Source organism: Streptomyces sp. NPDC019224 (assembly GCF_040632605.1).
Lineage (GTDB): Bacteria > Actinomycetota > Actinomycetes > Streptomycetales > Streptomycetaceae > Streptomyces.
The window spans coordinates 254,182-276,785 of the sequence record NZ_JBEYCF010000002.1 but is presented as its reverse complement, the minus strand read 5'-3'; the positions used below and the strand labels follow the sequence as shown (position 1 = coordinate 276,785).

At 73.8% G+C, this 22,604-nt stretch carries 15 protein-coding genes, 2 tRNA genes and 2 pseudogenes; 10 read left to right on the top strand and 9 right to left on the bottom strand.

The genetic code is table 11. The features are described 5' to 3' along the window. Positions 1-135 precede the first annotated feature (135 nt). Positions 136-216 (bottom strand) — tRNA-Arg (locus ABZ564_RS02660). A gap of 571 nt (positions 217-787) precedes the next feature. On the opposite strand from ABZ564_RS02660, the gene ABZ564_RS02655 reads away from it, so the two are divergent. Continuing rightward, the gene (locus ABZ564_RS02655) at positions 788-982 is read left to right on the top strand and encodes a hypothetical protein (RefSeq protein ID WP_360848274.1); all 195 of its coding nucleotides are present in this window, start codon (positions 788-790) and stop codon (positions 980-982) included. A gap of 13 nt (positions 983-995) precedes the next feature. On the opposite strand, the gene ABZ564_RS02650 is transcribed toward ABZ564_RS02655, so the two are convergent. After that, positions 996-2,138, bottom strand: a complete 1,143-nt coding sequence (locus ABZ564_RS02650) for a Fic family protein (RefSeq protein WP_360848271.1) — start codon at positions 2,136-2,138, stop codon at positions 996-998. Positions 2,139-2,334: 196 nt separating this feature from the next. On the opposite strand from ABZ564_RS02650, the pseudogene ABZ564_RS02645 reads away from it, so the two are divergent. Then, a pseudogene (locus ABZ564_RS02645) lies at positions 2,335-2,526 on the top strand (site-specific integrase); the annotation flags it as partial. Between the two features lie 166 nt (positions 2,527-2,692). Here ABZ564_RS02645 and ABZ564_RS02640 read toward each other — a convergent pair. Continuing rightward, positions 2,693-2,765 (bottom strand) — tRNA-Arg (locus ABZ564_RS02640). A gap of 318 nt (positions 2,766-3,083) precedes the next feature. Here ABZ564_RS02640 and ABZ564_RS02635 point away from each other — a divergent pair. From ABZ564_RS02635 to ABZ564_RS02600, 8 genes are all read left to right on the top strand, one after another. After that, positions 3,084-4,736 (top strand): dynamin family protein, encoded by a 1,653-nt coding sequence (locus tag ABZ564_RS02635; protein WP_360848304.1) that lies wholly within the window; start codon positions 3,084-3,086, stop codon positions 4,734-4,736. Next, positions 4,733-6,688, top strand: coding sequence for a GTPase (locus tag ABZ564_RS02630; RefSeq protein WP_360848268.1), 1,956 nt, complete (start codon positions 4,733-4,735; stop codon positions 6,686-6,688). The genes ABZ564_RS02635 and ABZ564_RS02630 overlap by 4 nt, the downstream gene beginning before the upstream one ends. 100 nt (positions 6,689-6,788) lie before the next feature. Continuing rightward, positions 6,789-7,394 (top strand): single-stranded DNA-binding protein, encoded by a 606-nt coding sequence (locus ABZ564_RS02625; protein WP_360848265.1) that lies wholly within the window; start codon positions 6,789-6,791, stop codon positions 7,392-7,394. Positions 7,395-7,607: 213 nt separating this feature from the next. Further along, positions 7,608-9,056 carry an LAETG motif-containing sortase-dependent surface protein gene (locus ABZ564_RS02620; protein ID WP_360848262.1) on the top strand — a complete coding sequence of 483 codons (1,449 nt, stop codon included), beginning with the start codon at positions 7,608-7,610 and terminating at the stop codon, positions 9,054-9,056. Positions 9,057-9,311: 255 nt separating this feature from the next. Further along, positions 9,312-9,833, top strand: a complete 522-nt coding sequence (locus tag ABZ564_RS02615) for a hypothetical protein (RefSeq protein WP_360848258.1) — start codon at positions 9,312-9,314, stop codon at positions 9,831-9,833. Positions 9,834-10,040: 207 nt separating this feature from the next. Further along, on the top strand, positions 10,041-11,705 hold the full coding sequence (gene ettA, locus ABZ564_RS02610; RefSeq protein WP_360848255.1) for an energy-dependent translational throttle protein EttA: 1,665 nt from the start codon (positions 10,041-10,043) through the stop codon (positions 11,703-11,705). 5 nt (positions 11,706-11,710) lie between these two features. Further along, positions 11,711-12,133 carry a thioesterase family protein gene (locus ABZ564_RS02605; protein WP_360848252.1) on the top strand — a complete coding sequence of 141 codons (423 nt, stop codon included), beginning with the start codon at positions 11,711-11,713 and terminating at the stop codon, positions 12,131-12,133. Next, complete coding sequence (locus tag ABZ564_RS02600) at positions 12,130-12,816, top strand: hypothetical protein (RefSeq protein ID WP_360848249.1); 687 nt, start codon at positions 12,130-12,132, stop codon at positions 12,814-12,816. The genes ABZ564_RS02605 and ABZ564_RS02600 overlap by 4 nt, the downstream gene beginning before the upstream one ends. A 108-nt stretch (positions 12,817-12,924) precedes the next feature. Here ABZ564_RS02600 and ABZ564_RS02595 read toward each other — a convergent pair. The 6 genes and pseudogenes from ABZ564_RS02595 to ABZ564_RS02570 form a co-directional block, all read right to left on the bottom strand. Continuing rightward, positions 12,925-13,078: pseudogene (locus tag ABZ564_RS02595) on the bottom strand (DUF2804 domain-containing protein); the annotation flags it as partial. Positions 13,079-13,120: 42 nt separating this feature from the next. After that, positions 13,121-14,083, bottom strand: coding sequence for an ABC transporter ATP-binding protein (locus ABZ564_RS02590; protein ID WP_360848246.1), 963 nt, complete (start codon positions 14,081-14,083; stop codon positions 13,121-13,123). Then, the gene (locus ABZ564_RS02585; protein WP_360848243.1) at positions 14,080-16,893 is read right to left on the bottom strand and encodes an FtsX-like permease family protein; all 2,814 of its coding nucleotides are present in this window, start codon (positions 16,891-16,893) and stop codon (positions 14,080-14,082) included. Before ABZ564_RS02585 ends, ABZ564_RS02590 begins: the two co-directional genes overlap by 4 nt. Before the next feature lie 141 nt (positions 16,894-17,034). Further along, entirely contained in the window at positions 17,035-20,391 is a 3,357-nt protein-coding gene (locus ABZ564_RS02580; protein ID WP_360848240.1) for an FtsX-like permease family protein, read from the bottom strand. Between the two features lie 172 nt (positions 20,392-20,563). Continuing rightward, on the bottom strand, positions 20,564-20,968 hold the full coding sequence (locus ABZ564_RS02575; RefSeq protein WP_360848237.1) for a globin: 405 nt from the start codon (positions 20,966-20,968) through the stop codon (positions 20,564-20,566). Positions 20,969-21,119: 151 nt separating this feature from the next. Continuing rightward, on the bottom strand, positions 21,120-22,586 hold the full coding sequence (locus tag ABZ564_RS02570) for an FHA domain-containing protein (RefSeq protein WP_360848234.1): 1,467 nt from the start codon (positions 22,584-22,586) through the stop codon (positions 21,120-21,122). Positions 22,587-22,604 lie beyond the last annotated feature (18 nt).

Sequence of the window (22,604 nt, the reverse complement as noted above, 5' to 3'; positions counted from 1 at the left end):
CCGCGGGCGCGCCGGCCGGGGGGGGGGGGGGGGGGGGGGGGGGGGGGGGGGGGGGGGGGGGGGGGGGGGGGGGGGGGGGGGGGGCCGGCCCCCCCCCCCCCCCGACGCGTATGCGGTGTGACCGCTGGACATGTGCGCCCCCGGCAGGACGCGAACCTGCGGCCAAGTGCTTAGAAGGCACTTATTCCAACGTTATCTCTACCGTTCTGACCTGGCATTTCATAACCCAGTGATGCATCGTCAGCCGTTTTGGGGGACGCATGTGGGGCGATCTTGCTCCCCGACTGGTGGTGGGATCGTGGAGGGAGAGTCCGTAGCGATTCGGGGACCCGTTTCCTTGACTGGATCCGCGGCGGGCCGCGCAGCGGGCAAAGACTGCAAGCATTCTTCGCCACGTTGTACTTCACGGGCTGCGCCCGGAAGAAGCGGTCGCGCTGCGTGTCTCGGACCTCGTTCTGCCTGCCTCGGAGGAAGGGCAGTGGGCCGACATCGTGGTCCACACTGCTGAGCCCGAGATCGGGCGCACGTGGACCGACAGGGGAACCCGGCACGATCAGCGACGTCTGAAAGCCGGAGCAGAGGGTGAAGCGCGCATAGCGCCGTGCTCTCCGAGCCTGTCCACCCTCTTGCGGGCGCGTATCCAGGAGGCGAGCCTGCTCCCCGACAATCGACTCGTTCCCGGGGAACGCGGCGGAGTTCTCGCGGTTCCGTCTACCGCCGTACGTGGGACCACGCCCGCAGGGCAACCCTGCCACCCCACGTGTACGCGTCACCGACAGGACAACGCGTGTACGACCTTCGGCACACCAGGCTGACGATGTGGCTGAACAACGGCATCCCGCCTGCTCAGGTGGCCGAGTGGGCCGGTACCAGCGTCGCCGTGCTGTTCGCCACGTACGCGCAGTGCATCAGTGGTCAAGAGCAGGATCTGCGGCAGCGACTCGACGAGATGCCGGATGCCTCGGCCACCCTGATCGCGTGATCGCCGGTGAGGATCACCGCTCCCGCCGGTAGGGGGCCGTGTACGGCTCCATGGACTGGCGGACCTCGTCCCGGACCGGGCCCATGAGGGGCCCGGGGGCGTAGTAACGGGCGCGGGCCTTGCCGTGGGGGACGAGCCAGCCGCGGGCCACGAGCTCCCGGATGTCGCGGATGGCCTGCTGGTCGCTGAGATCGGCGTCCTGCTGGTAAACGGTGCGGCGAACCTTTGCGTCCGAGAAGGCGGGCAGCAGGGCATAGACCACCCGCTCGTCCAAGCCGGCGGCCTCGACGCCTTCGACCAGACGGGTCCAGGCTCGCGACATGACGTCGAAGCGGCGCTGGGCCTGCTGGGCCTGGCGGTGGTGGGCTGTCAGGCAGAACCGGATCCAGGGGCGGGTATCCCGTTCGGGGCTCCAGTGCGGGCCGCCCACGTCCTCCAGGATCTGGTAGTAGGCGTAGGTGTTCTGCCCCCGGCCGAGCCATTCCTCGATGGAGGAGAACTCGGGGGGCATCAGAGCCTCGCGGGAGAACACCAGAGTGGACAGGGCGCGGGACATGCGTCCGTTGCCGTCCTTCCACGGGTGGATCTTGACGAGGTTGAGGTGCGCCATGGAAGCGCGGATATGGACGGGCGCGTCGAGATCGCCCTCGTTGAGCCAGTCGATGAACTCCGCCATCAGGGCGGGGACGTCTGCCTGGTCGGGTGCGGTGTAGGCGGGGACCAAGGGGTCGTCGGGGCTGGTGACGTAGACGGGTCCGTCGCGCCAGCGGCCGGGGCGTTTGTCGAGGTGGTGGCCCTGCAGCATGAAGTGCAGGCCGTTGAGCAGGCCGGCGTCGTAGCGGAAGTCGTCTCCGGCGTCGGCGAGGGCCTGGATGTAGGTCATGCCGCGCTGGTAGCCCTCCAGCTCGGCACGAGTCTTCTCCCCGGTCTCCAGAGGTTCCTCACCCGACATGAGGGCTTCCACGTCGTCGACCGTCGCCGCGTACCCCTCGATGGTGTTCGATCCGGCGATCGCGCGGGCGGTGAGGTTGCGGCGCAGCTGGCGGGTCCAGCGCGGGGTGGCCCGGAGCATGTGGCGCAGGGAGCGGCGCATGGTTTCGATCTCGTCGAGGGCGCGGCGGTCGTCGGCGTCCAGAGCGGGCGGTACGTACAGCATGACTCCATGACATGATAATTGTGTCACGGAGTCAACCTGGCGCTGATGTGAGTCTTTGCCCTGATCCGCAGCTCCGTCGCTGCTGTGGGCTTCTGGCTGTGGCGTGCAGCCTCCCCTTCTCTCGCGGCGCAGGTGGTGGATGCCTGGATGACGAAACATCCAGCGTCCAGGTGTCGGAATCTCGGGGGTCGCTCCAGACCTCCGGCACACCTGCCTGACGAACTGGCTCAACGCCGGCGTTCCGCCCGCGACCGTGGCCGAGTGGGCGGGCAACAGCGTCCCCGTCCTCCTCGCCACCTACGCCCGGTGCGTCGACGGACAGCTCGACGACCTGAAGCAGCGGATCGAGGGAGCGGGGGAACTTCCCGACCCGGCGGCGGGGGTCTGAAACTCCACCGCGTATTCACCGAGGCCACCCGCAGAAACGCGGGATGAGCCGGAACCAGCCGGATACGTCCGCTGCCCGCCAGTGGGCGTATCCGGCTCCGCCCCGTTCTCTGGAAACCTGCTCTGACCAGCAAAAAGGACCCTCCCGAAGGGGGGTCCCGATCTTGCGCCCCCGGCAGGACTCGAACCTGCGGCCAAGTGCTTAGAAGGCACCTGCTCTATCCACTGAGCTACGGGGGCCGGGTGGTGGCTGCGGCGGTCGGGAGCCTCGGGGCCCGGGCGGTCCGTGACCTTGCCGGGACAAGGATAGGGCTCCGATCGGCTCGACCTCGTTGCTTCACCTGCGTGGCACGATGTGGAGGTTCGGTGAAGCGAGACGATAATCGCAGGTGGGTGCGATTCGCGCACCGTTTTTGACGCTTCACGCCTCGGGTGTTGTGCACTCGTTATGCCTGCGCCCCACTCGTCCCCTCTGTCCGGACGAAGGAACCGGCGCGCAGAAGTGGCTATACGCTTCAAAAGGGCTCCAAAATTGGGCATTCTTCGCATGTGGTGACCTTGGACGTACGGCCTCAGCTCATCGACGCACTCTCCGCCCTGCGCGACCGTGTCGCTGCCGTGCGTCTCCCACTTCCGCTCCCAGGGGCCCCCCGCGCCAGGCAGACCCGGCTCGAGCTGCTCGCCCAGCTCGACGACTACCTGCTGCCCCGGCTGAAGGACCCCGAGGCGCCCCTGCTCGCCGTCATCGGCGGATCGACCGGCGCCGGCAAGTCGACGCTCGTCAACTCGCTGGTGGGCCGCAGGGTCAGCGAGGCCGGGGTGCTGCGCCCCACCACCCGTACGCCCGTCCTCGTCTGCCACCCGGACGACCAGCACTGGTTCGCGGGCGTACGGGTGCTGCCGCAGCTCACCCGGGTCTGGCTGTCACCCGAGGAGTACGCCGACCCCGGCCAGTGCGACGATCTCGACGGCCCCGACGGGAACGCCGCCGAGCAGGGCACCGCGCTGCGCATCGAGACCGCCACCGGCCTGCCGCGCGGGCTCGCCCTGCTGGACGCCCCCGACATCGACTCCCTCGTCGTGCGCAACCGCGTCCTGGCCGCCGAACTCATCTGCGCCGCCGACATCTGGGTCATGGTCACCACGGCTTTGCGGTACGCCGACGCCGTGCCCTGGCACCTGCTGCGCACCGCCAAGGAGTACAACGCCTCGCTCGTCACCGTCCTCGACCGCGTCCCGCACCAGGTGATCGCCGAGGTCTCCCGGCAGTACGGCGCCCTGCTCACCAAGGCCGGCCTCGGCGAGGTGCCCCGGTTCACCATCCCCGAACTCCCCGAATCGGCCGGCGGCGGCAGCGGACTGCTGCCCACCACCGCGGTCGCCCCGCTGCGCGCCTGGCTCACCCATCGCGCCCAGGACCCGGCGGCCCGTCAGCAGGCGGTCGGCCGGACCGCCGCGGGAGTCATCGATTCCCTGAACGTCCGGATGCCCGCGCTCGCCGGGGCCGTCGCCGCGCAGTACGCCGCCGCCGTACGGCTGACGGGTGTCGTCGAGGGCGCGTACCGGAAAGAGGGCGCCCGGGTCCGCCGCAGGCTGAAGAACGGCGCCGCGCTCGCCGGCGACGCCCGGACCCGCTGGCGCGGCTACCCCACGTACAGCACCTCCGAGGAAGTCCTCGACGCCCTCCTCGAGAGCCTGGCCGCGCTCCTGGAGTGCGCCGTCGCCGCCGCCGACGAGCAGATCCGCACCGTCTGGCGCCGCGACCCCGCCGCCGGGGCCTTCGCCTTCGAGGCGGCGGGCCGCGAGCAGGGCGGCTGGGGACCGGCCGAGGACATCCGGGGCCGGATCGCCATGACCGTACGCAGATGGCGCCGGATCCTGGAGGAACTGGCCGAGGAGGAGCTGCGCCTGATGGAGCGCAACACCGCCCCGGCCCCCGAGACCGTCGCGGCCCTGCTGGCCGCCGCCCTGCTCGGCGGCCGCCGGGCCCGTACCGCGGGCGAACAGCTCGCCGAACGCATCGGGGCGCAGGGTGCGCTGCGGCTGCGCGACAAGGGCGGCGCCCTGCTCACCACCCATCTCGACCATGTGCTGAACGGAGAGCGCGACCGGCGGCTCGCACCCCTGGACGCCCTCGACCTGGCCCCCGAACCGCAGGCCGAACTGATTGCCGCGCTGTCCCTACTGCAGAAGGAGAGGTGGCAGCGATGACTGCCGTCACTGACGAGAATCCGGGACAGGGCCGGGGCGGGGCCCGGGGGGCGTCCGGAGCCGATGCGGCCACAAGCCCCCCGGAGGCGTCCGGGTCCGGCGTCGGCTGGGACGACGGGCTGATCGCCCGTCGCGCGCAGGACGCCCGGAAGGAGGCCGAGCAGACCCCGGACGAGGTCCCTCCGGAGGACGACGGCCGGCCTCAGGTCGAGACGTACGTGGACTCCGACAACCCGCTCCGGCCGCGCCTGGACGCCCTGCGCGAGCTCGTCGGACTGTCCAGGGCCCGCCTGGAGCGGTCCGCCCTCGCCGAGGCGGGCCGGGTGCTGGACGAGGCGGCGGCCCGCCAGCGGCTCTCCTCCCGGCACACCGTCGTCGCCATCGCCGGCGCCAGCGGCAGCGGAAAGTCGACCCTCTTCAACGCGCTCGCCGGCGCCCAGCTCTCCGAGACCGGGCTGCGCAGGCCCACCACCTCGTCCGCCCTCGCCTGCTCCTGGACCGACGGCGCCGCCGGACTGCTCGACCGGCTGGCCGTGCCCGGCAGGCTCCGGCGCAGGCCGCAGCCGGGCGGCGAGGCGGCCGACGAGGCGCTCCAGGGCCTGGTCCTCGTCGACCTGCCGGACCACGACTCGGCGGCGAGGGGGCACCGCGACCAGGTGGACCGGGTACTGGCGCTGGTCGACGCGGTGATCTGGGTGGTGGACCCGGAGAAGTACGCGGACGCGGCCCTGCACGAGCGCTACCTGCGGCCCCTCGCCGGCCACGCCGAGATCACCTTCGTCGTGCTCAACCAGATCGACCGGCTGCCGGGCGAGGCCGCCGACCAGGTCCTCGACGACCTGCGCCGGCTGCTCGACGAGGACGGCATGGCCCTCGGCGAGCACGGCGAGCCCGGCGCCACCGTCCTGTCCCTGTCCGCCCTCACCGGCGAGGGCGTCGACGAGCTGCGCGAGCTGCTCGGCCGGTTCGTCCAGGACCGCACGGCGGCCACCCGGCGGCTGGCCGCCGACGTTGACGCGGCGGCGGCCGGACTGCGCCCGGTGTACGTCGCGGAGGGGCGGCCGGGGCTGGGAGAGCGGGCGCGCGAGGAGTTCGCCGACCGGCTCGCGGAGGCCGTGGGCGCGGCGGCCGCGGGGCAGGCGGCCGAGCGCGAGTGGCGCCGCAACGCCGGACGGGCGTGCGGCACGCCGTGGCTGCGGCTGTGGCGCTGGTACGAGTCCACCCGGCAGCCCGGCAGCCGGGACCGCTCCCCGCTCGCCGCCCCGCCCGAGGAACAGCTCACCTCACGTCAGCGCGTCGAGCAGGCCGTGCGCACGGTGGCGGACGACGCCGCCGCCGGGCTGCCCGGGCCCTGGGCGCAGGCGGTGCGCGAGGCGGCGGTGCACGGGGCGCAGGGCCTGCCCGACGCACTGGACGAACTGGCCGGGCGGGTGGCCGGTGGGCCGGACGGGGCGGTCCAGGACGCGAGCGGTGGGGTGACGGGTGCGCCGGATTCCGGCGGAGCGGCCGGTTCCCTGCCGGGCGGCCCGGGGAACCCGGCGGCCGGTGGCGCGGGTGAGGGCCGGGGCGGGCGGCCGGCCGGGAAGCCGCCGCGCCCCGCCTGGTGGCCGGCGGCCGTGCTGGGGCAGGTGGCGATGACGCTGCTGCAGATCTTCGGCGGCCTGTGGCTGGTCGGCCAGATCATCGGGGTGCTGGAGCCGGGGCTGCTGGCGCCCGCCCTGGTGATGGCGGCGGGCATCGTCGGCGGCCCGCTCGTGGAGTGGTCGTGCGCGGCGGCGGCCCGGGGGCCCGCGCGGCGGTACGGCCAGGAGGCCGAACGGCGGTTGCGCGAGGCGGCGGCGGCGTGCGGAAGGGCCAGGGTGCTCGACCCGGTCTCGGCCGAGCTGGCGCGCTACCGCGAAGTGCGCGAACGGTACGTGGCGGTGACGGAGTTCTCCACAACGGGCCGTTAGTCCACAGCCTCCAGCGGGATTTCCGCCTCCCCTCCAGCATGGGATCAGTGACCGCGCGCACGGTGCGGTCGCGGAGACCGGGCGAAGGGGAGGCGGAGTCATGAACGAGACCTTGGTGACGCTGGTGGGCAACGCGGCGACGGCGGTGGAGTTCCGGGAGACGGCGAGCGGGGGGATGGCCCGGTTCAGGTTCGCGGTGACGCCCCGGCGGTGGGACCGGGCGAAGGAGGCCTGGGCCGACGGACACACGAGCTTCTACACCGTGTGGGCCTGGCGCACGCTGGCCACGAATCTGACGGGGTCGGTCGCGGTGGGGGAGCCGCTGGTGGTGCACGGCAGGCTGAAGGTGCGCGAGGAGGAGCTGGCGGGTCAGCGGCGGACGTTCGTGGACATCGAGGCGGTGGCGGTGGGCCACGATCTGACGCGGGGTACGGCGGCGTTCCGCCGGGTGGTCAGGGGCGAGCCGGGCCTGACGTCCCGGTACGGTCCGGCGCCGCTCGCCGCGGGGGAGGATCCGTGGGCGGTGCGGGAGACGCCGGAGGGGCGGGGCGGGGACGAGGAGCCGGTGGGCGCCGGCGAACCGGCGGGCGGAGCGGGGCCCTCGGCGGACCGGCCGGTGGAGCGCCCGGCCGCACGGCGCCGGACGGTGCGTCAGAAGGGCGGCGCCGCGCCCCGGAAGACCGACTCCGGTCTGGTGACCGCGTGAGGACCGGCCGCGCCGGCGGCGGTGCCCGCTTCTGGAGGGCGAGTTGCCCGGGATAACAATTGCGATTCGGAATGGTTGTCGGACGGTATGACGGGGGACTGTGCATGGCTCCCTCCATAGGATTTCCCCGTACTCACAGGGCACTTGAGTAATCAGGCGGGACAATCCCCACACGCGTACCGGGCGCGAGGGTCTCGCCCGGAGGGGAAATCAGTGTTTTCTGCTTCTTCAGCGACCGTTTCGTCATCCACGGCGAGGGACCGCACCGGACGGCGCCGGCGCATGGCCCGGCTCACCGCCTCGGTGGTGGCGTCCGGCCTGGCCGTGGCCGGGGCCCTCGTCGGCGCGGGCGGTGCGGCGGCCGACGAGGCGCCCCCGCACCAGGGCGGTGCGACCGCCGTGCTGGACGGACTGAAGACCTATGACACCGCGCTCCTGGACGAGGGCGGCAAGAAGCGCGAGGTGCCCGCCGGCCTGTTCGAGATGAACGTCGACGGCGGCGGCACGCTCAAGACGTACTGCATCGACATCCACAACCCCACCCAGGACCGGGCGAAGTACCTGGAGACCCCCTGGAACCAGACCTCGCTCGGCGGCAACAAGGACGCCGGCAAGATCCTCTGGATCCTGCAGCACTCCTATCCGCAGGTCGACGGCCTGGCGCAGCTCGCGAAGGCGGCCGGTACCGGACCGCTCACCGAGAAGACGGCTGCGGCGGGCACCCAGGTCGCGATCTGGCGCTTCTCCGACCACGCCGCCGTGACCGCCGAGGACGAGCAGGCGGAGAAGCTCGCGGACTGGCTGGAGAAGTCCGCCGCCGTCGCCGCCGAGCCGAAGGCGTCCCTCGCGCTCGACCCGGTCGCGGTGTCCGGCCGCCCCGGCGAGCGTGTCGGCCCGGTCACCGTCCGCACCAACGCCGGCCAGGTCTCGGTGACCCCGCCGGCGGACCTGGCCAGCGGAGTGAGGATCACCGACAAGAAGGGCGCGCCCGTCACCACCGCGTCCGACGGCGACCAGCTCTACTTCGACGTGCCCGCCGACTCCGAGGAGGGCGCCGCCGCGCTGGCCGTCCAGGCCGCCACCTCCGTCCCGGTCGGCCGCGCCTTCGCCGGGGTCACCAAGAGCCAGACCCAGATCCTGGCCGGCTCCAGCGAGTCGACGGTCTCCGCGACCGCCACCGCGTCCTGGGCGAAGGAGGGCCCGATCCCGGCGGCCACCGCCGAGAAGAACTGCGACAAGGGCGGCGTCGACATCACCGTCGGCAACAAGGGCGACGAGGCGTTCACCTTCGAACTCGACGGCAAGGAGCACTCCGTCGGGGCCGGCAAGTCCGTGACCGTCACCGTGCCCGTCGCCGAGGACCAGGCGTACGACGTCACGGTCACCGGTCCCAACGGCTTCTCCAAGACGTTCAAGGGCGTTCTCGACTGCAAGACCACCGGCAGCGCCACCGGCGGTACGGAGACCCAGACCGGCGACGAGCCCACCACGACGACCGCCACGGCCGGCGGCAGCACGTCGGGCGGCGACAGCAACCTCGCCGAGACCGGCAGCTCCAGCGCCACCCCGGTGATCGCGGGCATCGCCATCGCCCTGGTCGTCGTCGGCGGCGGTGCCGTCGTCCTCCTGCGCCGCCGCAAGGGAGAGAGCACCGGCGCGTGACGAACGACGGGCGGCACGGCCACTGAGCACGGAACACGGCCCCGGTACGGCTTCGGCCGGCCGGGGCCGTGGCGTGTCCGCGGCGCCATCGGGTGACAGGGCTCGGCCAGGCGGGTGACAGCGGCCACCGCGGGCCGCTGCCGGGCGGGCCGGTGTTCCAGGATCGGTGCCGCCGCCGGATCAGGCGGAATGTGCGTCGCCCCGGCCCGCGCCGTGTGAACCGCGCGGCCGAGGCTGTCCGAGGAGTCCGATCCCATGCGTTCACGCGTCATCACCGCCATGGCCACCGCGGTCGCCGCCACCGCGGTACTCGCGCAACCCGCCCACGCCGCCCCGCTCGTCGACGGGGTCTACCGGTTCGCGGCCCTTCAGGACGGCAAGTGCCTGATCTATCCCAAGCCGGGCGGGAAGAGGGGCAACGTGTCGCTGGGCGACTGCACGGACAACGCGAACACCTCGGCGAACTGGCAGGTGCGTCAACGTCCCAACGGAACGATGGAGGTCTCCACCCAGGGTTCGGACCCCCGCACCTGCCTGAGCCTGACCACCGATTACCGGGTGGTGGCCAACGACTGCGGCGGCAGGTACGCCGAGTGGACCGTCTCCATCGGCTCCGCCGGACCCGGCAGCGTGGTGTGGGCCGACATCGAGCACACCCCCGGCGACGGCTCCGGCTCCTGGGGGAAGCTGGTGGACGAGCCCGGTGTCACCGGCCGGATCGTGGTGCGGCGGGCCCCCATCGAGCCGCACTACTGGACCCCGCAGCAAGTCGGCTAGGGCGGGCGGCGCACGGCCCGGCAACCGTTCCCGGGCCGTGCGTGGACGGCCCGGCAGCGGCCGGGTGCGACAGCCGGTGACAGGCCGGCCACCCGGCACGCGCGAGCCCAGGTCAGGGCCACCGACCGATACGGGTTTCCGTCAAGAGGTAGCCGTCAGGCAAGATGGGGTGTATCTGCCCACACATCGATTGCCGGACGGTTTCTCTTGGCTGAGTTCATCTACACCATGCGCAAGACGCGCAAGGCGCACGGCGACAAGGTGATCCTCGATGACGTCACCCTGAACTTCCTGCCCGGCGCGAAGATCGGTGTCGTGGGGCCCAACGGCGCCGGTAAGTCCACGGTGCTGAAGATCATGGCGGGCCTGGAGCAGCCGTCGAACGGTGACGCGTTCCTGTCGCCCGGGTTCAGCGTCGGCATCCTCATGCAGGAGCCGGAGCTCGACGAGAACAAGACGGTCCTGGAGAACGTCCAGGACGGCGCCGCCGAGATCATGGGCAAGCTCAAGCGCTTCAACGAGGTCGCCGAGCTGATGGCGACCGACTACTCGGACGCGCTCATGGACGAGATGGGCAAGCTCCAGGAGGACCTGGACCACGCCAACGCGTGGGACCTGGACGCCCAGCTGGAGCAGGCCATGGACGCCCTGGGCTGCCCGCCCGGCGACTGGCCCGTCGTCAACCTCTCCGGTGGCGAGAAGCGCCGCGTCGCGCTCTGCAAGCTCCTCATCGAGGCGCCCGACCTGCTGCTGCTCGACGAGCCCACCAACCACCTCGACGCCGAGTCGGTGAACTGGCTGGAGCAGCACCTCTCCAAGTACGCGGGCGCCGTGGTGGCCGTCACCCACGACCGCTACTTCCTGAACAACGTCGCCGAGTGGATCCTCGAACTGGACCGCGGCCGCGCGCTCCCGTACGAGGGCAACTACTCCACGTACCTCGACAAGAAGGCCGCCCGCCTCAAGGTCGAGGGCCGCAAGGACGAGAAGCGTCAGAAGCGGCTCAAGGAAGAGCTGGAGTGGGTCCGCTCCAACGCCAAGGGCCGGCAGACCAAGTCCAAGGCGCGTCTCGCCCGTTACGAGGAGATGGCGGCCGAGGCGGACAAGATGCGGAAGCTGGACTTCGAGGAGATCCAGATCCCGCCGGGGCCGCGGCTCGGTTCCATCGTCGTCGAGGTCGAGAACCTCTCGAAGGCCTTCGGCGACAAGGTCCTCATCGACGACCTGTCGTTCACGCTGCCCCGCAACGGCATCGTCGGCGTCATCGGTCCGAACGGCGCGGGCAAGACCACGCTGTTCAAGATGATCCAGGGCCTGGAGACGCCCGACAGCGGCTCCGTCAAGGTCGGCGACACGGTCAAGATCAGTTACGTCGACCAGTCCCGCGCCAACATCGACCCGAAGAAGACCCTCTGGGCCGTCGTCTCCGACGAGCTGGACTACATCAACGTCGGCCAGGTCGAGATGCCCTCGCGGGCGTACGTCTCCGCGTTCGGCTTCAAGGGCCCGGACCAGCAGAAGCCGGCCGGGGTCCTCTCCGGTGGTGAGCGCAACCGCCTCAACCTGGCGCTGACGCTCAAGGAGGGCGGCAACCTGCTGCTCCTCGACGAGCCCACCAACGACCTCGACGTCGAGACCCTGTCCTCGCTGGAGAACGCCCTCCTGGAGTTCCCGGGCGCGGCCGTGGTCATCTCCCACGACCGCTGGTTCCTGGACCGCGTCGCCACGCACATCCTGGCGTACGAGGGCAACTCCAAGTGGTACTGGTTCGAGGGCAACTTCGAGTCGTACGAGAAGAACAAGATCGACCGCCTCGGCCCGGACGCGGCCCGTCCGCACCGTGCCACGTACAAGAAGCTCACGCGAGGCTGATCGTCTTGGCTCGTCACATCTACAGCTGCCCGCTGCGCTGGTCGGACATGGACGCCTTCGGCCACGTCAACAACGTGGTGTTCCTCCGCTACCTGGAGGAGGCGCGCATCGACTTCATGTTCCGGCTGGCGCCGGGGGACGGCTCGCCGTCCTTCGCGGGCGGCTCCGTCGTGGCGCGGCACGAGATCGACTACGTGCGGCCCCTGGTCCACCGGCACCGGCCGGTGACCGTCGAGTCCTGGGTCACGAAGATAGGCGCCGCGTCGCTGACGATCGCCTACGAGATCAAGGACCCGGACCAGGTCTACGTACGCGCCTCGACCGTCGTCGTGCCGTACGACCTGGCGGAGGGACGCCCCCGGCGGATCTCCCCGGAGGAGAAGCTCTTCCTCCAGGAGTACCTCGCCGAGGAGCCCGCCGCGGTATGACCGTGTCCGTGCAGTCGCTGCGGTTCGCCGACGCGAGGGAGGCCGCCGATCTCGGGGCCTTCCTCGGGCGGCTGCTCCACTACGACCGTGCCGCCGCCGTACGCCTCCAGGCGGGCGGCGGCGCGCTCGCCGTGTTCGGCAGGCCGCCGTCCTTCGACGTGCTGGCGATCCGTACGGCGCGGCTGGCCGAGGCGCACGACTTCGATGTCACGGTGTCGGCCGGCGACCTCCTGGAGAGGCTGCCGGCCGAGGGCGTCGGCGCCGGTGCTCTGCCCGCGCCGGTGACCGGACCGCCCTGGGCCGGTGTCCTCCCGCCCCGCGGCGGCTGGCGCGAGCGGCCCGGGCTTCCCGGACCCGTCGCCCTGCGCGCCGCGCTGACCGCGGCCGTCACGGAGTTCCGGGCCCGCGACGAGGCCCTCCCCGAGGACCGGCGCACCCGCGCCGAGCGGGACCGTATCGGCCACGAGATCTGGTCGCGCACCGTCGAGGACACCGGGCTCCCCCTGCGCGCGGTGCACGCCGCGCAGTCCCTCGGCTTCCTGCGCGTCGACCCGGGCTTCCCGGTGGCCCTCCTGACGGCGGGCAGCTGGCTGCGCCTGCGCACCCCGTACGGCTCCATCGCCCTGCGCCGGGCGGGCGCGGCGGGCGGCCTGGGGAACCTCGCGGTCTCCGTCAACGGCTGAGGCCGCCCGGCCCCTCACCACCGCATCCGCACGTCCTTTGCCCAGCCCAGCAGGCGGTCCACCGCGATCTCCGTCAGGAATCCCCCCTGCTTCAGCCGGGGGAGGATTCACACACCAGTACTCCCACCGCTGCCCGGCCCCAGCCGCGCAGACGGGCGCGGTGCAGCGGCGTCCGCGACCAGCCGACCGCCGCCGGGTCGAGGCGGCCGTCGGGCAGGCACAGGTCGACCGGCTCGGTGATCTCGCGTGCGAACGTCGTCATGGCCGGATCCTCACGACCGGTCATGAGGATCCGGGGCGGCGGTCAGCCCTCCTTCGGACCGTCCGGCCAGACCCCGATGTGGTCCTGCTCCAGCTCCAGCATCACGCGGTGCTCCATGCCCAGCGCCTCCGTGTAGTCCGCGGGCAGTTGCAGCCGGCCCGCGCGGTCCAGCATCGCGTACTCGCGGGCCACCTGGGACTCCTGACCGGTCGCGGCGTCGACCTCCGTGCGGCGCAGCACCTCGAAGGACGTGCGGCCGTCACGGATCGCGACCGTACGGCTCACCTCGTCGGCGACCGCCTGGTCGTGGGTGACGATCACGATCGTCGTGCCCAGCTCCTCGTTGGCGCGGCGGAACGCGGCGAAGACCTGCTCGCCGGTGGCCGAGTCGAGTTCGCCGGTCGGTTCGTCGGCGAGCAGCACCGAGGGGGAGTTGGCGAGCGAGACCGCGATCGCCACCCGCTGCTGCTGGCCGCCCGACATCTGCTGCGGACGCCGGTCGCGGCAGTCCTCGACCTCCAGCATCTTCAGCAACGCCTCGGCGCGCGCCGCCCGTTCGCGGTTGCGGCCGCGGCCGCGCAGTTGCATCGGCAGGGTGATGTTCTGGATCGCCGTCAGGTACGGCAGGAGGTTGCGGGCGGTCTGCTGCCAGACGAAGCCGACGACGTCCCGGCGATAGCGGAGCCGTTCCTTCTGCCCCATGGACAGCAGGTCGCAGCCCGCCACCTTCGCCGCCCCGGCCGTGGGCTCGTCCAGGCCCGCCAGGATGTTCATCAGCGTCGACTTGCCGCTGCCGGACGCGCCGACCAGTGCCAGCAACTCGCCCTCGTTCACCAGCAGATCGAGGCCCTGGAGGGCCTGCACCTCCACGCCGTCCGTGGTGAAGACGCGCACCAGGCGGTCGCAGGCGATGAGCGCGTCGTGCCCGTAGGAGGGCCGGTCGCGCCGGGCGGTGGCCCGCTGTTCGAGCTCCGCCAGCGTGGAATCGGTCGACGGCGTCGTCATCGGGGGTCTCCTGCCCTGAGTTCGGTGATCGATCCGCGACGGCCGGTCCACCAGGCCTGCGCCCCGGCCACCGCGGTGGCGAGGACGAGCACGCCCAGCGCCGGCAGGACCAGGGACCACGGGTCGGTCCGCAGCGGGACGGTGTCCAGCGGGCCGGAGCCGGGACCGGTCGAGAGCGCGAGGCGCACCAGGTCGATGCCGGGTGCGAGCAGTGCGATGGTGGCCCGGCCGACGAGCAGCCCGCCCACGGCGGCGAGCAGCGCCTGCGGCATGGCCTCGAAGCCGAGGAGCCGCCCGCCCTGCCGGGAGGTGAGGCCCATGGTGCGCAGCCGGGCCAGCAGCGTCGTGCGCTCCGGCGCGGTCCGGAGCAGCGAGAGGAGGACGGCGAGCAGGGCGTACCCGGCGGCGGCCGCGATCGCCGCCAGGTAGATCCGCTCGGCGCCGTTCTGCAGGGGGGTGTCGACGTACGCGGCGCGCGCCTCGGAGCGCAGCTGTACGGAGAAGTGGTCGCCGGCCTTCGTGGCGGCCGCCCGCAGTGCCTCGGCGTCCAGGTGGTCGCCGGTGAGCAGCAGCGTGGTGGTCTGCGGGCGGGTGAGGGCGGAGGCGTCGACGATCATGAAGGCGGAGTCGGTGACGGCGGGGGTGCGGGTCACCGTGCCGGCCAGCCGCACCTTGAAGTTGCCGGCCGGCGACCGCAGACCGTGCGGCCGGTCACCGAGCCGCTGGGCGACCGACGGCGAGGCGAGCACGGGCAGCACCCGGTCCTCCGAGGCCGGCTCGCCCTGCGCGGGCCGGGCGCCGGGGGCCTTCAGCCGGTCGGCCGGAAAGGCGCCGAGGCCGACGGTACGGGCCAGTTCGGCGTACGCCTCCGGGTCGACGCCGATCAGCGTGGCGTTCTTGGCGTCCTCGACGCCGTCCGCCGCGGGCGGCAGCGCGATCCCGTACTCGATCCGGGCCCGCACCACCTCGCGTACGCCGTCCGCCTTTCCGGCCGCGCGGATCAGGCCGGCGGGCAGCGGTACGGTGCCGCCCCGGCCGCTGATCCGGGCGTCGGCGCCGGTGGCGAGCAGGGCCGCGTCGTCCCGGGCGTCCGCGACCCCGGCGAGCACCGAGCCGCCGAACGCCGCCGTCGTCAGCGCGACCAGCAGGGCGAGCAGCGGCAGGGTGCCGGCGGCGGACGAGCGGCCGGCCCGGGCCAGTGCCAGGAAGCCGACCGCGCCGCGCAGCCGGGACACGGAGCGCAGCGCGAGCCGCAGCGGCAGCGGGTAGAGCCGGATCAGGAGCACGGCGGCGATCAGGGCGACCAGTACGGGTGCGGCGCTGACCAGCAGGTCGGTGCCGCCCGCGCTGTCCGTCCCGCGTCGGCGCAGCGCGACGACGGAGCCCGCCGCGAGGACGAGCAGGGTCAGTTCGGCGACGGTGCGCCGCCGGGACGGGCGGGCGGTCGCGAGGTCGTCGCGGGCCCCGTGCGCCCGGTGTCCGCGGTGCGACAGGGCGGTGTGCAGCGGGAGCGCCGCGCAGACCAGCGCGACGACCGCCCCGGCGCCCGCCGCGGCCGGCCACAGCCGGGCCTCGCCCACCGTCAGGACCGCGAGCAGCAGCCCCAGCGCGCCGGCGGGCACGGCCGTCACCGCCGTCTCGGCGAGCAGTCGGCTGCCGATGCCGGCCAGGGAAGCGCCCCGGGCCCGCAGCAGCGCCAGTTCGGCGTGCCGGCGGCCCGCGATCAGACCGCCCGTCATCAGCAGGACGAGGGCGGCCACGGCCCCGATGCCGACGGCGGCGACGGTGACGACCGGTTCGATCGCCGTGCGCATCTCGTCGTACCCGGCCAGGATCTCGTCCAGGTCGGTGGTGACGGTGACCGTGTTTCCGGCCAGCTCGCGCATGGACAGCAGCCCGGGTCCGCCCTCCAGGGAGGCGATCGCCGTCCGCAGCCCGGGGACGTCACGGGCGCTCAGGCCCGAACTGTCCGGCGCCAGACGCCAGTAGACCTCGGGCTGCCCGGTGGTGGAGAGCAGGGCCGGGGCGGCGTCCGGCGGCAGCAGCAGCGCGGCCGTCCAGTAGTAGCGCGGGGTCTCCTTGTTGGGGATCGGCACCAGGGACGGGGTGCGCAGCAGCTGCTCGGCCGACCAGTAGGACGCCTCGGGCCGCTTCGGGGCGACGATGCCGGTGACGCGTACGGTCAGCGTGCCGCCGCCCTGGGTCGGGACGGCGACGGTCGCACCGGCCTCGATGCGCAGGGCCTTCGCGGTGGCCTCGGTGACGGCCGCCTCGACCTCGCGGGTCCGCATGGTCGCCTTGCCGCGGACCTTCGGCCAGGAGCCCGTGAGCAGGGTGGCGTGGTCGGGCAGCCCGGCCTGGGTGACGTAACTGAGCGAGGGGTCGAGACCGTACGGGCGGGGGAACCACCTCTCCGTCGCCGCGATCCCCTTCGAGGTCCGCACCCCGTACGCGGACTGGGCGGCGTCGGCCCGCACCGGGGCGGGCAGCGCGCCCAGGATATGGCGCTGGACGGAGCCCATCGCGGCCCCGCGCACCGCCTTCTCGCGGGCGGCGGCGGGGAGTTGGAGACCCGGCTGCGGGCCGCTCACCTCCAGGACGCCGCGCCTCGGTTCGACGACGTCGAGGTCGTGGCGCAGCCCCTGGCCCTCGTAGCGGTCGACGGACCGGGGGAAGGCGGCGGCCAGGAACGCCGTGGCCAGCACCAGCAGGGCGAACGCGAGGGACGCGCCGGGCGCGGTCCGCAGCCGGGTGCGCACCCAGGGGGCGCAGGCGGCCGCCGCGCGGGGGGTTCTCGAACGCGGGCTCATGTCAGTGGTCCCCCTGGTGGCGCAGCGATATCGCGGGGTCGGCGCGGCGCAGGGCCGGTCGTGTCGGGTGTCTCCCCTCGTCCGCGCGGAGCGCGGGCGAGGCGGTGGCCGGTGCGTGCGATCGGTGTGCGGGGGCCCGGGTCATGTGGCGGAGCCGCCTGTCCGGGTCCCAGGTGCGCCGAGCGTGCGTGCCGGTGGCCGGTGCGCGGAGGGGAGGCTTCCGACACGGCCGAGGGCCGCGACGATGAGCAGCGGCAGCGCGGCGACCCCGGCCAGCAGCAGGGCGACCTGGCCGGCCGGCAGCTGGACGAGGACCGGGGGCACCGGCTGGGCCGCCTGCCCGGTCAGCACGATCAGCGGCACGACGGCCCGGGTGAGCAGCGCCCCGAGCAGCCCGCCGACCAGCAGTGCGACGGCGATCAGGACGCCCTGCTCGGCAGCGGTCGTCCGGGCCAGCCGGCGGCGCGGCATGCCGAGCGCCCGCAGCAGGGCGAACTCGGCGGAACGTTCCCGCTGCGAGCCGACCGCCGCCACCGCGAAGCCGACCGCCGCCAGGGCCGCGGCGATCACCGCGACCGCGAGCAGCGCGGACTGCGGCCCGGCCCCCAGCGGGTCGCCGACCAGTTCGTCGGCGACCTCGTCGCGCACCAGCACCTGGGTCGGGTCGGCGTCCGGCAGGGCCCGCAGCGCGGCGGCGACCTCGGCGGTGCGGCCGGGCGCGGTACTCAGCCACCACTCGGTCACCGGGAGTCGGGCGCCCGGGCGTCCGGCGAAGACCTGGCCCAGGGATCTGAGGTCGAGCAGCAGCGCCCCGCCGTCCCCGGCCCGCCGGTACTCCGTGGTGGCCCCGGCGGAGCCGCCGGGTCCGGTCGTCGGCAGCCGGTGCACGGTCCGGGCGATCTTCACCCGGACCCGTTCCCCGGCCAGCGTGACGTCGAGGGACTGCCCGGTCCTCGCCCCGGTCGCCTTGAGATAGGCGTCCGTGGCGACCGCCCGGATGACGGCGGGGGCCTCGGGGCGCTCGGCGGTGATCCGCACGTTGAGGCTCGGTACGGAGTACGCCGCGTCCTCGGAGGTGACCGAGCCGGTGACGTAGTCGATGCCCAGCGGGGTGGCGGCCGACGCGGTCGGGAAGGCGGCGGCGCCCGGCCGGACCTCGCCGAGCGAGTCGGTGGAGACGGCGGCGCGCCAGTGGAAGCCGTCGGGCACCGGGACCGGCTGCTCGGCGCCGCTCCCGGTCACCGTGCGCAGCCGGGTCACGGCGAGGCGGTGCGATTCGCCGTGGCCGACGGGCTGCTCGTCGTCCAGTTCGAAGCCGGTCACGGCCAGCCCGCCGGCGGCGGCCACCTCGATCTCGAACGGTCGCGTCCTCCCGTCGGCCGGTACGGCACCGGCGGCCACCTGGTACGGGAGGCCGTAACGGTCCTCCAGCAGGACGGTGAGCCGCGGGCCCATGCCCGAGGGCGAGGTCCTGTGCGCGGCACCGGGCGCGGAGAGGGTCAGGTCGAACCGGAGCCGGGTGCTCTTCGCCGGCAGCGCGAGCCCGGGGCGCGCCGCCTTCTTCGGGGCGAGCGAGTCGAACAGCCGGGAGGCGGAACCGGCGCCGAGGTCGTCGCGCATCAGCATCCGCTCGTCGGCGTGCGCGGTGTCCAGCGCGAGGACGTCGGCGGTGCGCTCGCCGGAGAGGCCCACCGTCGTACGGAAGGCGGGCGCCGCCTCGCGTACGCCCGGCAGCCGCGCGTACGCACCCGCCTTCGCCGGGTCCGCGTCGACGCCGCCGGTCACGCGCAGCGAGGCACCGGACCGGAAATCGGCCTGGTCGCTCTGCGAGCGGTTCCACGACGCGCTCTGCCCGATCGCCAGCATGCCCATCGCCACCGAGAGGACCAGCAGCAGCACGGGCCCGGCACCTCGCAGCGGCCGGCGGCTGAACTGCCAGCCGGCCAGGGCGATGGCGAGCCCCCGCCCGCCCGCCGCCCGGCGCTCCGCGAGCCGGGCGGCCGGCGGCAGCAGGCGCAGCGTCAGCACGGTGCCGGCGAGCAGGCCCAGCGCGGGCGCGGCCACCAGGAGCGGGTCGATCCCGAGCCCGCCCGAGCGGTCGCCGCTGAGCGCGCCGCTCCCCGAGCCCGTCGTCTGCCGGTCCAGCTGCCAGTACGCCACCGCCGCGACCAGCAGCAGCGCGAGGTCGGCGCCCGCCCGCACCGGGCCGGGCAGCGCGGCCGGGCGGGTGGCGCGCCGGCCCCCGGCACTGGCGGCCAGGGCGGGCGCCACGACGGCGAGCGCGCAGGCCAGCGCGGTGACGGCGGCGATCAGCCACACCTGGCCGGTGACGCCGGTGTCCAGGCGGAGCCCGATCCGGGAGAGCTCGCTGCGGTCCGCCAGGAGCCGGGTCAGCGGACCGGAGAGCAGCGGCGCGACGACGGCGGCCGGCAGTGCGAGCAGCAGCGCCTCGACGGCCGCGAGCCAGGTGATCCGGGCCCGCGAACCGCCGCGGGCCCGCAGCAGTTCGGTCTCGCCCGCGCGTTCGCTGCTGAGCAGCCGGGCCACGAGGAGCAGGACGTATCCGGCGAGCAGGACCAGCTGCACGGCCACGATCGTCAGCGTCGAGCGGGAGACCAGCAGGGCGCGGTCGATCTGTTCGAGCACGACGGGCAGCGACGTCCGCGCGGTGGCCCCCTCCTCGAACCCGGGAGCGGCCAGCAGCTGCTTCGGTCCGTTCGCCGCCGCCTGGCGCAGGTCCGCCATCCGGTCCGTGGTGAGCGAGCGGAAGTCGGCGGACGCCAGCCAGGACACCTCGCCCGAGCTGGTCCGCCCGGAGCCGAGCACGGCGGGGTCGGCGAGCAGCGGACCGTACGTCGTGAAGACGACCTTGCGGACGCCGCGCCCGCCGAGCGCGTCCAGCTGCCAGTACGGGTCGGCCTGGTCGGCGGCCTTGTAGAGCCCGGTGACCACGACGTCGACCGGCTTGCCGCCCAGCCGGTCGGTGAGCTTCAGCCGGGCACCGGGCTCCAGCGACAGCGCCCCGGCGGCGGACACGGGCAGGGCCACCTCGACGGGGCCGTCGCCCCTTCCCGCCCCGGCGGCGGGCATACGGCCGGCGGTGAGGCGGACGCGGCTGCGGTCCAGGGAGGCGAAGTGCGTGAGGTCGGGGTCACCGCGCCGGGCGGCCGGGTCCTGGAGGCCGCGCGGCAGCGCGTACGGACCGGACGCCTCCAGCTTCCGCACGGTCACCGGCAGGCCGTCGAACGTGGCCCGGGCGGCCTTGCGCGCCTCCGCGTCGGCCGGCTCCCGCTCGTCCGGCTCCAGTTGCGCGGAGACCACCAGCGAGGCGGGGACGGCGGAGCGGTGGGTGAGCGTGTGGCGCAGCGCGGCGTCGCCGATGGAACCGGAGAAGGCGGTGAGCGCGGCCAGGACCGAGGTGGTCAGGAGCACGGCCAGTACGGCCGCGGCGAGGAGGAGCCGGTGCGCCCTCACCCGCAGAAAGACGAACCCCGTCACCTGGCCCCCTCGCCACCGTTCCCCGCACGCCCGCCCCCGGCGTTGCCTGGATGCTGTCAGACGGCCGGTCCTCGCGGAAACCGCGTCCGGGTACAACTTGATGCATTTGTGACCGGTATCCGGCCGTGAAGCACCGCATTCCGCCCGCTTGTCGACGGTCCGTGACCGATGGTCAGCCTTCGGTGTTCACCATCGAGGCGGCGGCGTAGGTGAGGTAGTCCCACAGTTGCCGCTCGTGCTCCGGGGCGAGGCCCAGCTCGTCCAGCGCCACGCGCATGTGGTGCAGCCAGGCGTCGTGCGCGGCGCGGTCCACCCGGAACGGCGCGTGCCGCATCCGCAGCCGCGGGTGCCCGCGCCGGTCGCTGTAGGTGCGCGGACCGCCCCAGTACTGCATGAGGAACAGCGCGAACCGTTCCTCGGCCGGCCCGAGGTCCTCCTCCGGGTACATCGGCCGCAGCAGCGGGTCGTCGGCGACGCCCTGGTAGAAGCGGTGGACCAGGCGCCGGAAGGTCTCCTCGCCGCCTACCTGCTCGTAGAAGGTCAGCTCCTGCACCGTGTCGCGCGGGTTCTCAGTCACCCGTCCATGGTCGCAGACGCGCCGGGCGCCGGGCCGGGCCCGGGGGGCTCGTTCCGGTGTCCCGCGTCGGCCGCTTCGCCGTTCACCGCACGGCGAAGCGGCCGGTGAAAGGCGCGAGGCCCTTCACCGGCCGCTCTGCCGTACGCGGTCATCAGTCCCGGCGGATCGTGATCGTCGTCCACGCCCCGACGTGCACCTGGTCGCCGTCCTGGAGCGGGACGGGGACGTAGGGCTGGATCGGCTCCTCGGAGCCGTTGACCGTGGTCCCGTTGGTGGAGTTCTGGTCGACCACGGCCCAGCTGCTGTCGGGCTGCTGCACCAGCACGGCGTGCTGGTGGGAGACGCCCGGGTCCTCCGGCGGCACCGACAGGTCGATGTCCGGGGACTCGCCCGTGCTGTGCCGGCGGCGGCCGATCGTGATCTGGGTGCCGGTGAGCGCGAGCTGCTGCTCCGGCGAGTACGCGGGCAGGTTGAGCCCGGTCGCCTCGGGGCCGCTGCGCTGCATCATCGCCAGGAAGTACTCACGGTCGGGCGCGATGAACGCCGTCCAGTTGTCGGACAGCGGAGGCCGGCCCGGTCCGGGGCCGTGCTGCTGGCCGGGGTCGTGCGCACCGGGCCCGTGCGGGCCGGGGTTGCCGTGCTGAGGGCCGGGGCCGCCCTGCGGTCCTGGTCCGTGCTGGCCCGGGAAGGGCGGCTGCTGCATCGGGGACTGCGGGCCCTGGGCCGGCGGCGGCGCGGGCTGCGAGGGCGGGGACAGCAGCCAGTCGTCGTCGTCGGAACGCGGCGGGGCCTGCGGGGGAGCCGTCTGCTGCTGGAAGGCGGGCGGCGCGCCCTGCTGCTGGAAGGGCGGGGGCGAGCCCTGCGGGCCGCCCTGCGGTCCCTGCTGGTACGGAGGCGGAGGCGGCGGCCCCTGCCGGCCCTGCGGCTCGGGCCGGCCCTGCTGGAACGGCGGCGGCGTGCTCTGCGGGCCCTGACCGAACGGCGGCTGCCCTTGGCCCTGCGGACCGGACTGGCCCTGGCCTTGACCGAACGGCGGCTGCGCCTGGCCCTGCGGACCGGACTGCCCCCGGTCCTGGCCGAACGGCGGCTGTCCCTGGCCCTGACCGAACGGCGGCTGCCCCTGGCCCTGACCGAACGGCGGCTGCCCCTGGCCCTGCGGACCGGACTGGCCCGGGCCCGCGGACAGGGGCTCGGCGGATCGGTTCACCTGCGAGGGGCGGGAGCCCTGGTAGTCGAAGGAGTCGCGCGACTGCGGCGGGGGCGGCTGCTGGGCCGGGAAGCCCGGCGGCCGGTTGCCGGCGGGGCCGGGGTCGCCGGGGAGACTGTGCCGCGGAGCCAGCGGGGTGTACGACGTCGCCGTGTTCGTGAGGAAGTTCCAGCGGCACTCCTCGCAGAACGGAGCCATCGCCTCACGCGGCGTACGGCACTGCGGGCACAGCTCGGCCTGGGCCGTCGCGTCCGGGTCGTGCGGCTGGGGGTATCCGTAACCGCGCGCGGGCGGCGGAGGAGGCGGCGGGGGAACCGCACCCGCAGGCGCGCCCGCCCCGGCCATGCGGTGGCCGCAGACCTCGCACCAGTCCTCGGAACCCGACTGGTGTCCGTTCGGGCAGGTCGGCATGTCGGCGCTTCCCCCTCT